The following is an 18,981-nucleotide window of genomic DNA, read 5'->3' on the forward strand; positions in this document are numbered from 1 at the left end:
GCGAGTGGTAAGAAGGTTCGTCGTCTCCACGGTCCTCCGAAGCGAGGACTGTGACTACTTGAACCGGAACGTCTCGAGGTTCTTCGGCGCGAAGGTCCGCATATTGAACTCGTGGTAGAGCGACGAGGAGAGGTCCTGCACGGAGCGCTCGTCGCCGTGGACACAGAGCACCTTCTCCGGGCGCGGGTTCATCGTCTTCACGAAGTTCATCAGGCCGTTGCGGTCGGCGTGGCCGGAGAAGCCGTCGACGGTCTCGACGTCCATCTTCAGGGTGAGGGTGCTCGAACGGCCGGGGTCGTTGGGGTCCGAGACGGGAATCTCGTCCCAGCCGGTCTGGATGCGGCGGCCGAGCGTCCCCTGGGCCTGATACCCGACGAAGACGAGCGTCGATTCGGGGTCGCTCCCGAGGTGGCGGAGCCACGACATGATGGGACCGCCGGTGACCATCCCGGAGGTCGAGAGGATGATGGCGGGACCGTCGTCGGTGACTTCCTGGCGTTCGTCCTCGCCGCCGTCGATGTGGTTGAACTCCTCGGCGAGGAAGGGGTTCTCGTCCTCGTGGAAGATGCGGTCCCGAAGGTCGTCACGGAGATACTCGGGGTAGGTGGTGTGGATGGCCGTCGCCTCCCAGATCATCCCGTCGAGGTGGACCGGCATACTCGGAATCTTGCCCGAGCGCATGGCCTCCTCGAGGACGAGCATGATCTCCTGGGAGCGGCCGACGGCGAAGGCCGGAATGACGACCTTCCCGCCCTTGTCGTGGGTCTCGTTGATGATGTCGATGAGGCTCTGCTCCGAATCCTCCTGGTCGGTCTGGTAGTCGTTGCGGCCACCGTAGGTGGATTCGAGGACGAGCGTCTCCACGCGCGGGAAGTCGTTGACCGCGCCGTTGAACAGGCGGGTGTCCTTGTAGTGGATGTCGCCCGAGAACGCGACGTTGTAGAGCCCGTCGCCGATGTGGAAGTGGGTGACGGCGGAGCCGAGAATGTGGCCCGCGTTGTGGAAGGTAAGCTTGACGTCCGGCGCGATGTCGGTCACGTCGCCGTACTCCAGCGGGATGCAGTGCTTGATGGCCTCGCGGACCATCCCCGACTCGTACGGCGGGGTGCGGCCCTCCTTGGCCGCGACGTCGAGGTAGTCCAGCGTGAGCAGCCCCATGAGGTCGCGCGTCGGCTCCGTGCAGTAGATGGGACCGTCGTAGCCGTACTTGAACAGCAGCGGGATGAGCGCGGAGTGGTCGAGGTGGGCGTGGGTCAGGACGACGGCGTCGATGGTGTTGGCACCCGCGCCGAGGGCCTCGGGGACGTGGAGATAGGGGACCTCGTCCTCGGCACCGGGCTTGTCGCCGCAGTCGATGAGGACGCGTGTCTCGGGTGTCGAGAGGACGAAACTCGCGCGGCCGACCTCGCGACAGCAGCCGAGGGTGGTGATGCGGACCCACTCGTCTTTCGACATCTCCTCGCGGTGGATCTGTCTGCCGACGCGTTCGAGGATGTCGCGGCGTTCCTCGCGCTCCTGCTTGAGGAAGTTCCGGACGTTCGAGACGGTCGAGGACTGGATGGGCGGCGTGCGGACGACTTCGGGCGTCCAGCCGACTTCCTGGGTGATCTCGCGGAGCGTCGAGCCGTGACGGCCGATGACCATGCCCGGTTTGGCGGCCTCGATGACGACCTCGCCGGTGTCGGCGTGGAAGTCGAGGTCGGTGACGCCCGCTTCTTCGGGGATGACGTCCATGATCTTCTCTTCGGCCTTGCGGGGGTCGGAGAGGACGTCGGGGTCGGGGCGGACCGTGATTCGTTTGCGGAGCTTGCTCGCGAGCTTCCGAATGAGGTCGCCGTTACGGGCGAACTCCTTCGGATGTCGTGTGTAGACGACGAGTTCGGGTCCTTCGTACTTGACGTCGGACACCGTGATATCGCTCGGTAGTTCGCTCTCAATCTCTGCTTTCAGTTGGTCGAGTTGCTTGTCTACGGAACTCATAGGTCGAAATTTCCCGTCCGTTCACTCGGTGGCGGGGTCGGGTTCCTGCTGGCTCGAACGGAGTCGGGAGACCCGCGTGGGTCCGTCGATGTCGTGACCGGCCGTTCGGGACAGCATAGTGAATCCAATACGGTGGATTAGGTGCTCAACTGCGGGAAGAGGCAGTGAAAACCCGCTTATTCGGCAGTATACCCCCGTTATTATAAAAGCCTTCGCAAAAGGCAAGGACGCTGAGGCGATTGGGGACGTATGGACATCACCCCGGAAACAGTCGCTGCCGAGTACGAGTGGCTGCTCGACCGCGCTCCCGTCGTCGTCGAACTCATCAACGAGACCCGCGGCCGACTCGGCGAGTTGTTCGAGACCGAGGTCGACGAGGTGACCGAAGCACAGTTCCGCGAGGAAGTCGACGAGGTGTTCGCCGACGGGGAGGTCGCCGTCAACGTCGCCGCTTACGTCGGTCTCCTGCGGGACCTCGACGTCGCTGGCGACTATCCCGGCTTCGTCGTCGACGAGATCCTCGGCCGGGAGTTGGCGGCGACCGTCGCGGGCGGTCAGCCGCTCGCGCTGCTCGCGCAGGCAACGTTCCACTTCGCGGACGTCCACACCCACGGCGACGCCGACGAGGCCGCCGGTGCCGACGACCTCGACGCCGCACTCGCGGCGGGCTTCCAGACGCGGCTCCCCGGCTGGTCGTGGCGCGAGACGGAGAGTCCGTTCAGCGTCGCCAGCGAGTGAGTCGTCTCCGCGACGGCTGCGGACCCGCCTCGGCCTCGGCCGTGGCCGGTTCGGCCGACTCGACGACCTCGGCCCTCGTCTTGGTCTCTCTCCCGTCCACTGGTAGCTCAGTCGAGTCGAGTGTCGCCAGCCGTTCGGAGACGTGCTCGTCGCCCGCAGAGCACGGCGTCACCCGCCGGAGGTCGTCGTCGACGTATTCGGCCAACAGGACCGGTGGCAGCTGTTCGACCGTGACCTCCGGACCCATCCGGCCGACGCCGACGGTCGCACGCTCACCGAGACCGAGCACGGTACAGCCGTTCTCCGTCGCCCACTGTTTGAACGCGGCGACGCGCTCGCGGGCGAGCTGGTCCTCGACACACTGGAGGCGGTCGCTCGACACGTCGAGTTCGTGGCCCCAGTGGTAGACGACGTACGCGTCGACCTCGCCCGCGGCTTCCAGTCGTTCGAGATGCGCGACCAACGGCTCGTACTCGGCATCGTCGGGCGCGTTCACCCACAGTTCAACCCTCGTTTCCCCCTCTGGTGTCTGTGTCATTACTCTCCACCGAGTAAAGAGACGCGCCGCGTGGACATCTATCCGTACGGTAGCTCTCAGCCGGCGTGACTGTCGACGACAGCAGACGACGCCCGGAGACCGATTCGCATACCTTCGGGGTCTTTAAGAGTTCCGTGGGGAAAGGTTGCGGCAATGAGCGACGACCAGGAACTCGGGATAACCGAGTCGAAGCAGTACAACACCGGCGAATGGTACGCCGAAGTGGTCCAGAAGGCTGGCCTCGCCAACTACGCCCCCGACGGCATGAGCGGCTTCATCATTACCCGCCCCCGCGGCTACGCCCTCTGGGAAGGCATCCAGAACTATCTGGACTCGGAGTTCAAGGCGACGGACGTCCAGAACGCCTACTTCCCGATGTTCATCCCTGAGAGCTACCTCGAACGGGAGAAGGACATCGTCGAAGGCTTCGACCCCGAGGTCGCCTGGGTCACCCACGGCGGTAACCAAGAACTGGAGGAGCGACTCGCCGTCCGCCCGACCAGCGAGTCCATCATCGCGCCGTACATGGCCCAGTGGGTCCGCAGCCACCGTGACCTTCCCCTCCGAGTGAACCAGTGGTGCTCGGTCGTGCGGTGGGAGGCGACGGACACGAAGCCGTTCTTCCGGACGAAGGAGTTCCTCTGGCAGGAGGGCCACACGGCCCACCGGACGCGCGACGACGCATTCGAGGAGACGATGACGCGGCTCGGCCAGTACCGCTCGCTGTACGAGGACGTGCTGGCGATGCCGGTCATGCGCGGCAAGAAGCCCGAACACGACAAGTTCCCCGGTGCGGACACGACGACGACCGTCGAGGCACTGATGCCCGACGGCAAGTCCGTCCAGGCCGGCACGAGCCACTATCTCGGAACCTCCTTCGCGGCCGCGTTCGACATCACCTTCTCCGACGAGGACGAGGAGGAACAGCCGGCCCACACCACGTCGTGGGGGCTGTCGTGGCGCTCGCTCGGCGCGCTCATCATGACGCACTCCGACGACCAGGGACTCGTCGTCCCGCCGACCATCGCGCCCGAGCAGGTCGTCATCGTCCCGATTTACCAGGAGGACACCGAGGAGAAGGTGCTCGACTACGCCGAAGAGCTCCGCGACGACCTCGCGGAGGCGGGCGTCCGCGTCGAACTCGACGACCGCGACGAGCGCAACCCCGGCTTCAAGTTCAACGAGTGGGAGCTGAAGGGCGTCCCCGTCCGCTTCGAGATCGGCCCGTACGAGGTCGACGACGATGAAGTCACCGTGGTTCACCGTCCCGACGGCGAGGAGTCGGTCGAGGCCCGCGACGAGGTCGTCGACAGCATCGAGGACCACTTCGACGAGGTCTACGCGAAGCTCTACGCCAAGGCGGAGGAGAACCTCGCGGAGAACGTCCGTGACGCCGAGGACAGAGCAGGTATCCTCGGCACCATCGGCCAGCACGGTGGCTACGTCCGCACGCCGTGGTGTGGCAAAGAGGAGTGCGAGGAGGAGATCAAGGAGACCATCTCCGCGGAGATCGTGATGGTCCCGTTCGAGGACGACGAAGAGCGTCACCACCCCGACGTCGCCGAGGGCTGTGAGTGCGCTATCTGCGACGACGAGGCGACGGAGACGGCCTTCTTCGCGAAGTCGTACTGACCCGTCCGGTCGAAATCCTCGTTTCGCCGCCTCGTCAGGTCGGTCGCGTGTCAGCCGAGGCGAATATTCTACGGTAGACTGTAATGGTCTATCCTTTCGATACAATCTCTTAATATTCCCTAATATGACATTATTACGCCCTTATCCTATCAGGGACACGCTGATAAGTGGGAAGTCCTAGCTACTCCGTATGACCAAGCCACACATAGACACCCATGTCGGACTCGCAGATCCGACCGACGAACGGTCCAACTGTGGGGTAGGTGCCGTCATCGACCTCGACGGCGGCGCGTCCCACGAGACCGTTGCAGACGGCCTCTCGCTCCTGAAGAACCTCGAACACCGTGGCACCACCGGTGCAGAGGAGAACACAGGCGACGGGGCAGGCATCCTGATTCAGCGTCCCGACAGCTTCTTCGAGAGCGTCGTCGACGCCGAACTTCCCGAGACGTACGCCGTCGGCAGCATATTCATGCCGACCCAGGAAGAGGCCCACGAGGCCGTCGCCGACGTCTTCGAGGCCGCCCTCGCCGACCACGGTCTCGACGTCTTCCACTGGCGCGACGTCCCGACCGACAACAGCGAACTGGGCCAGACCGCCCTCGACTCCGAACCTGACGTCTATCAGGTCTTCGTCGCACCGACTGACGACACCACCACCACCGACGAGTTCGACAAAGCACTCTACGTCGCCCGCCGCGCCGCCGAGAACGCGGTCGACGACGCCGGGATTCCGAACTCGGGTCGCTTCTACGTCTGCTCGCTGCACCGCAAGACGCTGGTCTACAAGGGCCTGCTCAAGGGCGAGCAGCTGCCGACCTACTTCCCGGACCTGACCGACGAGCGGCTGGAGACGACGCTGACGCTCGTCCACGAGCGGTTCTCGACGAACACGCTCGGCGCGTGGCATCTCGCCCATCCGTACCGCAACATCGTCCACAACGGCGAGATCAACACCATCCGCGGCAACGTCAATTGGATGCGCGCCCGCGAGACGGACCTCGCGCCGACCGACGACTCGCCGCTGACCGAGGCTGATTTGGAGGCTATCAAGCCCGTCACGGTCGCCGACCAGTCGGACACCGCCTCCGTCGACAACGCGGTCGAACTCCTGCTCCAGTCGGGGCGGGAACTCCCGCACGTCCTCCGGATGCTCATCCCCGAGGCGTTCGAGGGCGACGACTCGATGGACGCAAAGCGGAAAGACTGGTACGACTACCACGCCAGCCTCGTCGAGCCGTGGGACGGTCCCGCGCTCGTCGCGGCGACCGACGGCGACCGCGTCGCGGCCGTCCTCGACCGTAACGGGCTGCGGCCGTGTCGCTACGACGTGACGACCGACAACCGCCTCATCATGGCAAGCGAGGCCGGCGCGCTCGATACCGACCCCTCGGAGATCGAAGAGCGCGGTCGCCTCCAGCCCGGTGAGATCTTCATGGCCGACCCCGAGAAGGGTCGCGTCATCCCCGACGAGGAGGTCTTCGACGGCCTCGTCGACAACAAGTACACCGAGTGGGTGAACCAGGAACAACAGCAGCTCGACGACCTGGTCGACACCGACGACTACGCCACCCGTGGCCGCGTCGACACGCTCCGTGCGCACCAGGCCGCCTTCGGCTACACGCACGACCAACTCAACCATCTCATCGAACCGATGGCCAAGCAGGGCAAGGACCCCGTCGGCTCGATGGGTGACGACACGCCGCTGTCGGTCCTCTCGGACTTCAACCGGCCGCTGTTTACCTACTTCAAGCAGCTGTTCGCGCAGGTGACGAACCCGCCGCTGGACTACATCCGCGAGGAACTCGTCACCTCCCTCGAATCCCGGCTCGGCCACCAGCGAAACCTGCTGGACGAGACGGCCGAACACGCCCGTCAGCTCGTCCTCGACTCGCCCGTCCTCACGGACGCACAGGCCGAGGGCATCAGAGCGATGGACGGCGACATCTCGTCGACCGTCGTCGACATGACCTACGAGCAGGGCACGACACTCGAGGACGCCATCGAGGACCTCCGCGTGGACGCGAAGGAAGCAATCGAGAACGGCGCGGACGTCGTCGTCCTCTCGGACCGCGACATCGGCGAGGACCGCGTCGCCATCCCGAGTCTGCTCGCGACCGGCGCGGTCCACCACAGCCTCGTTCGCAACGGCCTGCGCAACCACGCCGGACTCGTCCTCGAATCCGGCGACCCCCGCGAGGTCCACCACGTCGCGACCCTCGTCGGCTACGGTGCCGACGCGATCAACCCCTACCTCGCCTACCAGACCATCGAGGACATCGTCGCCGGTCCCGACGGGGCCGACGAGGAGGAGGCCATCGGGGCCTACAAGAAGGCGCTCGAAGACGGCCTGCTGAAGACGATGGCCAAGATGGGAATCTCGACGGTCGAAAGTTATCAAGGAGCCCAGATCTTCGAGGCGGTCGGACTGGACTCCGGTCTCGTTCAGGAGTATTTCGAGGGAACGGAGATCCGGACGGAGGGGATCGGTCTCCCCGAGATCGAAGACGACCTCCTGACGCGGCATATGGTCGGATTCGGGAGCGAGGAGGACCCGACGCTCGAACGGCAGGGCGAGTTCGAGAACCGTTCGGATGGGATTCGCCACCAGTGGAACCCGAAGACGGTCGGGACGCTCCAGCAGGCAGTGCGGTCGGGTAGCTACGAGAAGTACCAGGAGTTCGCCGACCTCATCAACGACCAGACCGAGGAGCTGCAGTCGCTCCGCGGCCTGCTCGAACTCCAGAGCGACCGCGACCCCGTCGACATCGACGAGGTCGAACCCGTCTCCGACATCGTCGAGCGCTTCTCGACGGCTGCGATGAGTCTCGGGAGCCTCTCGCCCGAGGCCCACGAGAACAACTCCATCGCGATGAACCGCATCGGTGGCAAGTCCAACTCCGGTGAGGGTGGCGAGCCGCCGGAACGCTTCGGCACGGAGAAGGAGTGTACCGTCAAGCAGGTCGCTTCCGGCCGCTTCGGCGTCACGTCGCACTATCTCTCGTCGGCCGAGGAGATTCAGATCAAGATGGCGCAGGGGTCGAAGCCCGGTGAGGGTGGCCATCTGCCCGGCAAGAAGGTCAACGAGATGATCGCGCACGTCCGCTACTCGACGCCGGGTGTAGGGCTCATCTCGCCGCCGCCGCTGCACGACATCTACTCCATCGAGGACCTGAAGCAGCTCATCCACGACCTGAAGACCGCGAGCCCGGACGCCGACATCAACGTCAAGCTCGTCTCGGAGGCCGGCATCGGCACCATCGCCGCCGGTGTCGCCAAGGCCAACGCCGACGTGGTCCACATCTCGGGCTACGACGGCGGCACGGGTGCCTCGCCGAAGACGTCCATCAAGAACGCGGGTCTCCCGTGGGAGCTCGGCCTCGCCGAGGCGAACCAGATGCTCCGCGCGACGAACCTCCGCGACCGCATCCGCGTGACCGCGGACGGCGGGATGAAGACGGGCCGCGACATCGCCGTCGCCGCCCTGCTCGGTGCCGAGGAGTACGTCTTCGGGACGGCCTCGCTCGTCACCTCGGGCTGCGTGATGGCCCGGCAGTGCCACGAGAACACCTGTCCGGTCGGCGTGGCGACGCAGGACGAGAACCTGCGCAACCGCTTCCCCGGCCAGCCGGACCACGTCATCAACTACATGACGTTCATGGCCCAGGAGCTCCGCGAGATCATGGCCGAACTCGGCTACACCTCGGTCGAGGAGATGATCGGCCGCCCCGAGCATCTCAGCCAGCGTGAGACGGACCACCCGAAGGCGAAGCATCTCGACCTCTCGGACGTCATCGCCCAGCCCGCGGGTGACTCGCGCACCAAGACGAGCGAACAGGGCCACAGCGACCTGGAGACGCAGCTGGACCACGACCTCATTGAGGCGGCCGAAGACGCCCTCGACCACGGCGAGCCGGTCCACATCCAGGAATCGATTTCGAACGTCGACCGCGCGGTCGGCGCGATGCTCTCGAACCGCATCTCGAAGCAGTACGGCGGTGAGGGACTCGCGGACGACACCATCAGCGTCGACTTCGACGGTATCGCAGGCCAGTCGTTCGGCGCGTTCCTCGCACGCGGCGTGACGATGAACCTCACCGGTGCCTCGAACGACTACGTCGGCAAGGGGCTCTCGGGTGGCAAGGTCATCGTCCAGACGCCGCCGACGGCCAACTACGCCGCCGACGAGAACATCCTCATCGGCAACGTCGCACTCTACGGCGCGACGCAGGGCGAGGCCTACATCAACGGCGTCGCTGGCGAACGCTTCGCCGTCCGCAACTCGGGCGTCAAGGCGGTCGTCGAAGGCGTCGGCGACCACGGCTGTGAGTACATGACCGGCGGCGTCGTCGCCGTCCTCGGCGACACGGGCAAGAACTTCGCCGCGGGGATGTCCGGCGGCGTGGCCTACGTCTACGACCCGGATGGCGACTTCCACGAGCGCGCCAACACCGGGATGGTAACGCTCCACGATGAGCTGTCCGAAAAGGACGAGGCGATGCTGCACCGGCTCGTACAGAACCACGCCGAGTACACCGACAGCGACCGTGCGACCGCGCTGCTCGACGACTGGACGGGCGAGGTCGGCAACTTCGTGAAGATCATGCCCGATGCCTACGCGCGAGTCCTCGAAGAGGAGGACCGCGAGGACGTCCGCGACGTGCTCCCCGAGGCCGCCAGTGCCGTCGACGGCGCGCGGGTGAAGGGTGAAGCCGTGTCGAGCGACGACTAGTCCGCGACACCTGCCAAGCGCACGTCTCGGCGTGCGCGACGCCACAGTCGCGGACGTGTGACGACTAACTCACGGCACCCGACGAGCACGCGTCTCGTCGCGTGCGACCGACTCTTTTCGCGTCGTCCGGCTGAACGACCGAAATCGTTACCCTGCGACCACCCCCACACAGGGCCATGTCTGACTGGATCGGCGACAGCTTCACCAGCGACGTCGGCTGGGACCATCTCGAAACCCTCGTCGACATCGGCAACCGGATGGCTGGCTCGCCCGGCGAGCGCGAGGCCTTAGAGGAGACACGCGACGCGCTGTCGGCTGTCGGCGCGCGCAACGCCCGTATCGACCCGTTCGACATCCAAGGCTGGGAGCGCGGCAACAGCGCGCTCTACGCGGGCGAGACGACACAGGACTGCATCGCGCTCCCACGTAGCCCTGCCGAGACCGTCGAAGCCGACCTCGTCGACGTGGGCCACGGCCTGCCCGAGGAGTTCGAGGAAACCGACGTCGCGGGGAAGGTCGTCGTCGTCTCGTCGAGTGTTCCAAGTCACTACCCGCGCGGTGTCCACCGTCGCGAGAAGTACTACTACGCCGTCGAACACGGAGCCGTGGGCTTCGTCTTCGCCAACAACGCCGCGGGTGGCCTGCCCATCACCGGCAGCGTCGGCACCGCCGAGGCTCCTATCGGCGACATCCCCGCCGTCGGCGTGAGCAAGGAGGTCGGCGACCGCCTGAAGCGTCGCTTCGAGGGCGAACCGGTCGCCATCGAGGTCAGCTGCGAGACGCCGCAGGCGACGAGCGGCAACGTCCACGCCGAACTCGGTCCGGACACGGACGAGGAGATTCTCGTGACGGGCCACGCCGACGCCCACGACATCTGTGAGGGTGCGACCGACAACGGGACCGGGACGGCCACCGTGATCGAACTGGCCCGCGCGCTCGCCGACCGCGAGGACGAACTGTCGACGAAGGTGCGGTTCGTCTGCTTCGGCTCGGAGGAGGTCGGTCTCGTCGGCTCGGAGCACGAGTCCGAGCGCGTCGACCGCGACGCCGTCAAGGCCGTCGTTAACGTCGACTGCACGGTCCGCGGGCGGACGCTCAAGTTCGACACCCACGGCTTCGACGCGCTGGAGACCGCCGCCGAGACCGTCGCCGACCGCCTCGGTCAGCCGGTGACGACGAACCCGAAGCTCGTGCCGCACAGCGACCACTGGCCGTTCGTGCAGTGGGGCGTGCCGGGCTACATGGTCTCCGCGGAGAAGGAGGGTCGTGGCCGCGGCTGGGCGCACACGCCCGCCGACACGCTCGACAAACTGGAGAAGCGAACCTTCCGCGAGCAAGCCATCGTCCTGACGGAGCTGGTCGTCGAACTCGCCGGTGAGGACGTGGAGACGACCCACAAGTCCGCCGAGGAGATGGCCGCGACGCTCGAAGACGAGGACCTCGCTGAGGGGATGCGCGTCACCGGCGATTGGCCGTACTGAACAGGGCGCACCGAACCCGCTGTGACCGCCGAATCACGCAGTCTTTTACCCCCGCGTGAGCTACCTCCGATGATGACCGACGCAGGGGAGGAGTCACCGTGAAGCTCGCCGTCCGCGGCGACGACGAACTTGCGCAGGCAGCCGCGGCCGCGGGGGCGACTCTGACCGACGCGGAGACGGCGGACCTCGTCGTCACCGTCGGCGAGGCGGAGTTCGTCGCCGTCGCCCGCGACGCGCCCGAGACGCCCGTCCTCCCTGTCGGGGCGGACCTCGGTCCCTTCTCGCTGTCACCCGCTCGCGACGACCTCGAAGACGCGCTCGACAGCCTCGCCGCGGCCGAGGGGTCGGCCGTGGCGCATCCGGTTCTCTCGGCGACCGTCGACGGCGATGAGGTCGCCCGCGGCGTCCTCGATGCGATGCTCGTCACGAGCGAGCCGGCGCGCATCTCGGAGTACGAAGTGGACTTCGGCGACGAGCGCGTCACCGACTTCCGGTCGGACGGCGTCGTCGTCGCCACCCCGCTCGGGACGCACGGCTACGCCCACGCCGCTGGTGCACCGGTGCTCCAGTCGGGGACCGGGCTCGCGGTCGTCCCGGTCTCGCCGTTCTCGACGCGGTCGAGCACGTGGGTCGCCGACGACGACGTGACGCTCACTGTCGCCCGCGACGACGGTCCCGTCTCGCTCGTCGTCGACGGCGCGGAACTCCAGTTCGTCGAACCGCACCAGTCGGTCCGACTCCGCGTCGTCGACACCGTCGACCTGTGGCGACTGCCCGAGATGCGGCTGGACCGATTGGAAAAACTCTAAAGACTCCTCGTCCGAAGGACAACTATGCAACCGCTACAGTTCCTCGTCCCTGTCGACGCGCTCGCGGCGTTCGAGGGTCTGCTCAAGTACGTCATTCTGGGGCTGGTGCTCGTCAACATGGTTACGCGCATCGTCGCACACCAGAAGCAGAAGCAGCAAGCGGCGTCGGGCGACCACGAAGACGTCACGCGTTGGCTGCCACACTCGGTGACGACGCTGCTGCTCGTCCTCGCGTCGTTCGCGTTCCTCATCGTCGAACCGCACGGCGGGATGGTCATGTCCGTGCTCGTCCTCGGGGTGTTCGTCGCGGACCTCTTCGAGTTCGAGTCCCGCAAGGTCGAGGTCCGAAACGACATGAAGTTCGAACGGCCGAAAGCGGCGATCACGGCGTCGCTGGTCGTTCTCCTGTACGCTGCGTACCAGAGCCTCTTCTTCCTGGTCGCAGACTACTGGGAACTCATCGTCTGAGCTGACACCTTTTTTCGGTCTGCTCTCGGCCCCCGAGCGGTTGCTCTCCGAGGGTCCGGTCCGATACCGACGGACAGCGGCTTTCAAATGTTACCACGCCGCACGAGCGTAGCACTCGGGCCGTCACGCGCCGAACCGCTCCGCACGGGTTCGAGGCTGACTCGTTTCCATCCTGCTCCGAACAGCAGCAGCACGCCGAGACGACTGCGGACGACAGACCGGATGCTAGCGCGAGACTCACTGCCTGCGACGGCGACGTGCGCGACGTCACAGGACTGACCACTCCCGACGACTGGCCGATACCGACGATGTCGGATGACGGGAGCTGAGTGAGCGGCCGACGAGTGTGCCACGTCGGTGGCGACGGGACTGCACGGCCGCTGCCACACCGTAACACCGGATTGGGGGTTCCGTACGTACCATAGGATATGAGCCACCGGGAGCGACTCACAGTCACTGCCATCGACTGTACCGGCTGCAAGGAGACGATCCTGCGCGCGCTACAGCGGGTCGACGGCGTCCAGCGAGCCACGGTGGACCATCTCAGCGGAACGGTCGAGGTCCTCGTCGACGGCGACGTCTCGGTCGGTGACCTCCGCGCGACGATGGAGCGGTTGGGCTACGACGCGAACCCGTAGCTCGGACAGGGAGAGAAAGGCAGAAGACGGTCGGTTTCAGTTGTTCGAGCGGCGGTTCTCGATCGCCTTGCGGGCCTCGCGGCCGGCCGGGATGAGTATCCAGAAGGTGAGCGCGCCGAGGAGCGCGAACCACAGCAGGACGTCGATCATCCCGATAGCGACCGCGTCGAACAGGTTCGCCGCCTCCGGCGGTGCTGCGATGAGCTGTCGCGTGCTCTCGAAGGATTCCGTCTGGTACCACGATGCCAGTACCATCCACGCGAGACCGGCGCCCGTGAAGATACCGAGCCCCTTGATGAACTCGTCAGCCATTATCTGAGTCTTCGTCGGAGTCCTCTTGAGACTTTCCCATTCCTTGGGCACGGAACCGCGTGCCGATGATGTAGACGCCCGCACCGAAGCCGATGACTGCGAGTCCGGCGAGCGCGAGCACCGCCGTCAACACGTCGGCGGCGACAGTCAGGCCGAGCGCGCCGAGCAGGCTCGTGATGGCCCGTCTGAGGAAGCTCACGGACAACGTTGCGGCGTCGAGTAGGACGAAGCCGACGACGACGGAGACGACGGCGATGAGCGTCGAGAAGACGGTCACCGTCTTGTACAGCCGCATCGGGACGACGATGTCGCGGCTGCCGCGGCCCGACGAGCGTCCGTCGCGGTCGGCGTCGCGGTCGCTTGAGGCGTCACTCTCGGTTGGACGCGCTGCAGTATCTGAATCAGACATGAGAGAGGAGAGATGTCGTTACTTCGGCGGACGGAGCCGGTAGTAGCGACGGTTGAGGTCGTACATGTAGCCCTCGCGCATCGTCTTCAGCACCGCGTAGGTGACGATACCGACGACGCCGGGCAACAGGAACGTCAGGTCGAACAGCAGGTCGGTGTTCATCGGCATCAGGTTCTTGATCGCGAGCAGGCTGAGCGTCAGTGCGAAGGTGACGCCGAACGCCCCGATGGCAGCCCAGAAGGGCTGTTCGACGGGACGCCGCGCGCTCCCCTTGTTGAGGAACGGCACGATGGCGATGGCACCGACGACGACACCGTTCGCGAGCACACCGTACGTCCGGTCGGCCATGATCTTCGAGCCGCCGAGGATGGCCAGCTCGGGGTTCAGCGGGTTCAGCTTCAGCAGGCCGAACGACCAGTAGAGATACCAGTCGGGCAGGATGATGGCCGGCGTACTACTGGGATTCGCCGGTGCGCCGATGTGCGGCGGCATCGTCGCCGAGAGGAAGAAGATCATCCCGACGAAGAACGCCGCAATAGAGAGGTTCCGGACCGTCTCGTGGGGCCAGGTCGGGAAGCCGAGCACGTCGCGCTCGACGTAGTCGGACTCCATCCGCAGGTCCTGGTCTTCACGACGGGAGCGCTCGAAGTACTCGTAGGTGAGCCGTGAGAGCCCCGTCTTGCGTTCTTTGCGTTCGCTCCAGGTCGGCGTCTCGTCGTCCGGTGCGACGATGCCGGTCCCGTCGGTGCGAACCTCGGTTTCCTCGTCGTTGGGTTCGTTCTCGCTCATGGTCTTAGTGGGGTTCCGCGATGCCCTGCACCCAGACGATACCGATGTGGATCGCGATGAGCGTCGTCACCACGAAGGGGAGCAGGAACACGTGTAAGATGTACATCCGTTGCAACGTTGCCTGGCTTAGGGTGAAGCCACCGAAGAGCAGCTGGGCGACCCACTCGCCAGCGAGCGGGATCGAGAGCGACATCTCGACGCCGATCTGGCCGGCCCAGAACGCCAGCTGGTCCCACGGCAGCAGGTAGCCGGTGTATCCGAACACCATCGTCAGGCTGATCAGGATGATGCCGAGGATCCAGTTCAGTTCACGCGGCTCCTTGTACGAGCCGGTGAAGTAGACCCGCAGCATGTGCAGGAACACGGCCGCGACCATCACCTGTGCCGCCCAGCGGTGGACGGAACGGAGCATGAACCCGAACTGGAGGTCCTGCATGATGAACGCGATGCTGTTGTAGGCGACGGTCGCCTCCTCGGGGTTCCCCTGTGCTGGGGAGTAGTAGAACCCGAGCAACGCGCCGCTCACGGCGGCCACAATATACGACAGGGTCGAGAACAACCCGAGCGTATACAGCGGATACCAGTACCAGAACTTGTTGTCGAGGTTGTACTGTTCGGTGTGGCTCTTCGGCATCTGGAGGTTGACCCGGTAGTAGAGGGTCTCCAGCAGCTCCAGATAGTCGACGATGCGGAGTCGCTTGTCGAGCCAGATGAGGGTGGTCAGGAACGTCGTCTCGACGGGCGACAGATCCTTCGTCTTCATCCAGCCCTTGTGATCGTAGTCGTCTTTCTTCTCTAAACTCATTGGTTACCTCTTGTAGTAGGGGTAGACGGCGCGCTTGACCGTGTCCCAGGCGTCCGCGCTACCGATCTGGTTGCCGTCGACGTCCTCCTCGCGGACGTAGAGGTCTTCCCACTTGCGACGACGCTTCTTGACGATCATCACGTCGGGGAGGAACTCCTTGCGGTACAGTGCGAGGATGAACGCGAGGTCGACGAAGACCACCGCGAGGATACCACCGAGGAACATGTTCCCGGTGTCGCTCAACGCCCATCCCGAGATGAGACCGTACGTGAACAGGAACACGAACAGGACCTCGATGACCGTCAGGAGGACGATGGCGATGGCCGCTGCGGTGCTCTCGCGTGCCGGTTCGTACCGGTGGATGTCACCGTAGGTACTGCCGGTGGAGCTCATTGGCTCCCTCCAGTGTTACCGGTGTTCGGCGACTCGCCGTACTTCAGGATGTAGAAGGTGTACACGATGGTGACGATGATGCCGAGGATCGTCCCGGCACCGACCCAGTGGGCCTGGATCGGGACACCGAGTTCGTGTAGTTCCTTCTCGCCGCCGCCACCCGCGCTGCCGGGGTTCTCCGTCACCGTGATCGAGCCGACCATGCCGGCCGACTCGTGCGGCTGACAGTAGTACTCGTACGTGCCGAGCGTGTCGAACGTGTGTGAGTACTCGTAGCCCGTGTCGAACACTTCCGACTCGGGACCCGTCCCTTCCCACGTCGCGCCCTCCGGAGTCGAGGAGGGGATGACGTTGTGGGTGTCCGACTCCCAGACGAAGTTGACCGTCGTCCCGGGAGCGATCTCCAGCTCCGCCGGTTCGAACACGAGCGAGTTGCCCGGCCCAACCGCGACGGTCTGGGTACCGCCGCCACCGCCACCTTCGCCTTCCTGTGCGGAGGCGGACTGGGCTGTCGCGGCTGCGACCGCGGCAGAACCACCTGCCGCTCTCAGAAATTCCCGCCTATTCATACACGTTGCCCTCAGGATGGAGCGTGCTTAAACCCACCGACTGTGGCCCGACGGAGACCCTGTTCAGGACCCTTCTACGCCCTGTTCTCGGTCATCTCGCGTCGTCGCCGACCCCTCCTCGACCAGCTTCAAAAAGTCGGGTTTCTCCCCCTCCTCCAGACTGACCGCGCGGAGCCGGTTGCGGTACTCCTCGGCGCGGAATCGGTCCGACAGTCGCGCGTTGGCGACCGTCACGAACAGGAACAGTCCGATGAGGACGAACACACCCGCGATGATGGGGGCGACGATGGTCGTGATGAGCTGAATCGGCGGGACCCACGCGAGAAACAGACCGAGTCCAGCGATGATCTGTCCGACTGCGACGAGCTGGAGCATGTTGTTGCCGAGTTGGCCCGTCCCCTCCGGGACGTCGTCCGGGCTGGGCAACGAGACGTTCTCGGGCGGTTCTTCGACCTCGTAGTCCTCCATCGAACAGAGTGCCACGGTCGGCTTGACGTCGCGGAGGACGGTCCCACGGCCGTCGACGCTGCCGTCGGGATAGACCACGGCGAAGCCCTCGTCGGAGTAGGCGACGAGCCGCGGTTCGCCGTCGTCTTCCAGCCGCTCGACGACTGCGAAGACGTCACGTCGGGCGATCTGGTTCTTGAGGTCCTTCTCGACCCGCTCTAAGAGTTCTACCCCGGTGACCCACGAGTCGGCGTCGAAGACAGCCTCCCACTCGTCGAGGCTCATCTCCGCCATGTCGGCCGGGCCGAAGTTGTCGAAGTCGTACTTCTCTTCGACCTGCTGGCGGAGGGCCTCCAAGTCGGCGTCGCTGGTCTCCGCGGTGGCCGACTGCTCCGGCCGGTCGGAGTGCTCCGAAGCGTCCTCGCTCGCACCGTCTGTCGGCCGGGCTGGCCCATCCGGGCCGTCTTCGTCCGTACCGGTCGACGAGGATGACGGGTCTGCCATTGGCTTCGACTAGTCGCGCGAGGAGTAAACGCTTTGCGACCTCGCGGTGTCGGCCGGAGTCGGGTCATTTACCCCGTCGCTCTCCCTAGTGCGACCGATGGTAAGCGACACGACGTTCGCGACGACGGCGGCGGTGCTCGTGACCGCGAGCTTCCCCTTCTATCTCTACGGGGCGTGGATCATGATCGACGCCGAGACCGTCACCTGGGACGTCCTCACCTACCACCTGAAGTTCATCGTCGTCGGCCTGACGCTCAACACCGTCCCCGTCGTGACGTGGATGGCTCCGCGGCTGCTCGAACAGTTCGGCGGTCTCTTTGCACTTCACGCCGTCCTCGGGCTGCAAGCCTACGCCATGCTCATCTTCGCACTCACGGGTATCGTCCGCATCTTCCAGGCCAAACACAACGCCAACCTCTATCGCGACCCCGACCAGGACGTCGACCTCGACGACCTCCACGAGAACATGGGTGCCTGGCGCGGCCGACTCCGTATCGGCGTTTTCGGCTACGTGCTGTTCTGGATCGGTGCGTACGTCCTCGGCGTCTACCAGTATCTCACCGGCTACGTGGTCTGAGGCAACGCTCACCGGTCGCAACCTGACACCGAAAAAGAAGGCGTGCGATAGCGTGGGAGTGGAACGACAGTGACGCGAACGTCACGCGGCAGTCCGACCGAGACTACTGGTACGGCTCCTCGTCGCGGTGGCGGTCGGGGTTCTCCTGTTCGGCGGCCTCGTGTTCGCGTTCCTCGGAACGCTCTTCGATTTCGGTCTCTTTGCGCTCGGCCTCGGCGTCTTCGAGCGCGTCCTCGCGCTCTTCTTCGACTCGTTCGCCCTCGACGTCGTCACCCTGCACGTCGAGGTCGGTATCCTCCTCGATGTCGATGCCGTGTTCGTCGTCGGGCATACTCGTCGGTTGAACTGACAGCCAAAAAGAAGTGGTGGCCGACCGGGTCAGTCCCACGCCTCGTCGCTGGCGAGGTCGACCTCGTTGTCGACCTTCGACGACGGACAGCGGTCTTCGAGCACGCAGTCCGAGCAGTCGGGGTTGATGGCCGTACAGGTCGCGCGGCCGTGGCTGATGAACAGATGGGTGAACTCCTGCCAGTCGTCTTCGGGAACGACCGTCATCAGGTCCTGTTCGATCTTCTCGGGATACTCCTCCTCGGTGATGCCGAGTCGCCGCGAGATGCGCTGGACGTGCGTGTCGACGACGATGCCCTCGACGACGTCGTGGGCGTGTTGGAGGACGACGTTCGCCGTCTTCCGGCCGACGCCGGTGAGGTCCGTCAACGCCTCCATCGTGTCCGGCACCTCGCCGTCGTGCTCGTCGATGATGGTCTGGCACGCCGACTGGATCCACTTCGACTTGTTGTTGTAGTAGGTGATCGAGGATATGTCCTCGGCAAGTTCCTCCCGTGGCACGTTCACGAAGTCCTCCGCGGAGTGGTACTTCTCAAAGAGATCGGCGGTGACTTTGTTCACACGCTCGTCGGTGCACTGTGCCGAGAGCATGACCGCGACGAGCAGTTCGAGGCGGCTCGAGAAGTTCAGCGAGATGGTCGTGTCCGGGTAGGCGTCGTAGAGGCGGTCGAGCACCTCGACGACCTGTTCCTCACGGCTGTCGAGCGGCGTTCCCATAGGGAGGAGATAGGACGACGGTGTGTTGAGTGGTTCGGAGTCGGCAGCGAGAAGTATCACGTAGCTGTTCAGTAGTCGCCTACAAGAAATCCGTC

The 18,981-nt window shown here is 65.2% G+C and carries 19 protein-coding genes; 8 read left to right on the plus strand and 11 right to left on the minus strand.

The annotated features are described in order from the left end of the window. Positions 1-54 precede the first annotated feature (54 nt). Positions 55-1,980, minus strand: a complete 1,926-nt coding sequence (locus BLR57_RS04670) for a beta-CASP ribonuclease aCPSF1 (RefSeq protein WP_089694621.1) — start codon at positions 1,978-1,980, stop codon at positions 55-57. Positions 1,981-2,229: 249 nt separating this feature from the next. Between BLR57_RS04670 and BLR57_RS04675 the strand changes: the two genes are divergently transcribed. Beyond that, the gene (locus tag BLR57_RS04675; RefSeq protein ID WP_089694623.1) at positions 2,230-2,718 is read left to right on the plus strand and encodes a DUF7984 family protein; all 489 of its coding nucleotides are present in this window, start codon (positions 2,230-2,232) and stop codon (positions 2,716-2,718) included. Here the strand turns inward: BLR57_RS04675 and BLR57_RS04680 are convergent. Next, positions 2,699-3,256, minus strand: a complete 558-nt coding sequence (locus BLR57_RS04680) for an HTH domain-containing protein (protein ID WP_139173275.1) — start codon at positions 3,254-3,256, stop codon at positions 2,699-2,701. The genes BLR57_RS04675 and BLR57_RS04680 overlap by 20 nt on opposite strands. 153 nt (positions 3,257-3,409) lie before the next feature. On the opposite strand from BLR57_RS04680, the gene proS reads away from it, so the two are divergent. From proS to BLR57_RS04710, 6 genes are all read left to right on the plus strand, one after another. Then, the gene (gene proS / locus BLR57_RS04685) at positions 3,410-4,888 is read left to right on the plus strand and encodes a proline--tRNA ligase (RefSeq protein ID WP_089694627.1); all 1,479 of its coding nucleotides are present in this window, start codon (positions 3,410-3,412) and stop codon (positions 4,886-4,888) included. A 190-nt stretch (positions 4,889-5,078) separates the two neighbouring features. Further along, positions 5,079-9,620 (plus strand): glutamate synthase large subunit, encoded by a 4,542-nt coding sequence (gene gltB, locus BLR57_RS04690; RefSeq protein WP_089694629.1) that lies wholly within the window; start codon positions 5,079-5,081, stop codon positions 9,618-9,620. Positions 9,621-9,796: 176 nt separating this feature from the next. Next, positions 9,797-11,101, plus strand: a complete 1,305-nt coding sequence (locus BLR57_RS04695) for a M28 family peptidase (RefSeq protein WP_089694631.1) — start codon at positions 9,797-9,799, stop codon at positions 11,099-11,101. 98 nt (positions 11,102-11,199) lie between these two features. Continuing rightward, the gene (locus BLR57_RS04700) at positions 11,200-11,910 is read left to right on the plus strand and encodes an NAD(+)/NADH kinase (protein ID WP_089694633.1); all 711 of its coding nucleotides are present in this window, start codon (positions 11,200-11,202) and stop codon (positions 11,908-11,910) included. A 24-nt stretch (positions 11,911-11,934) separates the two neighbouring features. Next, entirely contained in the window at positions 11,935-12,378 is a 444-nt protein-coding gene (locus BLR57_RS04705) for a DUF7313 family protein (protein ID WP_089694635.1), read from the plus strand. 428 nt (positions 12,379-12,806) lie between these two features. Next, the gene (locus tag BLR57_RS04710) at positions 12,807-13,016 is read left to right on the plus strand and encodes a heavy-metal-associated domain-containing protein (RefSeq protein ID WP_089694637.1); all 210 of its coding nucleotides are present in this window, start codon (positions 12,807-12,809) and stop codon (positions 13,014-13,016) included. Between the two features lie 36 nt (positions 13,017-13,052). Here the strand turns inward: BLR57_RS04710 and BLR57_RS04715 are convergent, their stop codons facing one another. The 7 genes from BLR57_RS04715 to BLR57_RS04745 form a co-directional block, all read right to left on the minus strand. After that, the gene (locus tag BLR57_RS04715; protein ID WP_089694640.1) at positions 13,053-13,328 is read right to left on the minus strand and encodes a DUF7314 family protein; all 276 of its coding nucleotides are present in this window, start codon (positions 13,326-13,328) and stop codon (positions 13,053-13,055) included. After that, positions 13,321-13,737 (minus strand): DUF7315 family membrane protein, encoded by a 417-nt coding sequence (locus BLR57_RS04720; RefSeq protein WP_089694642.1) that lies wholly within the window; start codon positions 13,735-13,737, stop codon positions 13,321-13,323. The genes BLR57_RS04715 and BLR57_RS04720 overlap by 8 nt, the downstream gene beginning before the upstream one ends. A gap of 18 nt (positions 13,738-13,755) precedes the next feature. Beyond that, positions 13,756-14,526, minus strand: coding sequence for a cytochrome b family protein (locus BLR57_RS04725; protein ID WP_089694644.1), 771 nt, complete (start codon positions 14,524-14,526; stop codon positions 13,756-13,758). 4 nt (positions 14,527-14,530) lie between these two features. Beyond that, complete coding sequence (locus BLR57_RS04730; RefSeq protein WP_089694647.1) at positions 14,531-15,331, minus strand: cytochrome b; 801 nt, start codon at positions 15,329-15,331, stop codon at positions 14,531-14,533. Between the two features lie 3 nt (positions 15,332-15,334). Beyond that, the gene (locus tag BLR57_RS04735; RefSeq protein WP_089694649.1) at positions 15,335-15,724 is read right to left on the minus strand and encodes a DUF7318 family protein; all 390 of its coding nucleotides are present in this window, start codon (positions 15,722-15,724) and stop codon (positions 15,335-15,337) included. Beyond that, a complete protein-coding gene (locus BLR57_RS04740) occupies positions 15,721-16,293 on the minus strand; it encodes a plastocyanin/azurin family copper-binding protein (protein WP_089694651.1) in 573 nt (190 codons plus the stop codon). The genes BLR57_RS04735 and BLR57_RS04740 overlap by 4 nt, the downstream gene beginning before the upstream one ends. Before the next feature lie 63 nt (positions 16,294-16,356). After that, complete coding sequence (locus BLR57_RS04745; protein WP_089694653.1) at positions 16,357-17,244, minus strand: DUF7319 domain-containing protein; 888 nt, start codon at positions 17,242-17,244, stop codon at positions 16,357-16,359. 97 nt (positions 17,245-17,341) lie between these two features. Here BLR57_RS04745 and BLR57_RS04750 point away from each other — a divergent pair, with 97 nt between their 5' ends. Further along, positions 17,342-17,821 carry a DUF7321 family protein gene (locus tag BLR57_RS04750; protein WP_089694654.1) on the plus strand — a complete coding sequence of 160 codons (480 nt, stop codon included), beginning with the start codon at positions 17,342-17,344 and terminating at the stop codon, positions 17,819-17,821. 103 nt (positions 17,822-17,924) lie between these two features. Here the strand turns inward: BLR57_RS04750 and BLR57_RS04755 are convergent, their stop codons facing one another. Both BLR57_RS04755 and nth read right to left on the minus strand, forming a co-directional pair. After that, positions 17,925-18,152, minus strand: coding sequence for a hypothetical protein (locus BLR57_RS04755; RefSeq protein ID WP_089694656.1), 228 nt, complete (start codon positions 18,150-18,152; stop codon positions 17,925-17,927). Between the two features lie 47 nt (positions 18,153-18,199). Further along, positions 18,200-18,886: an endonuclease III gene (gene nth / locus BLR57_RS04760; protein WP_089695529.1), complete on the minus strand. Its 687-nt coding sequence runs from the start codon at positions 18,884-18,886 to the stop codon at positions 18,200-18,202. Positions 18,887-18,981 lie beyond the last annotated feature (95 nt).

This window comes from Halogranum gelatinilyticum (assembly GCF_900103715.1).
Taxonomy (GTDB): Archaea; Halobacteriota; Halobacteria; order Halobacteriales; family Haloferacaceae; genus Halogranum; species Halogranum gelatinilyticum.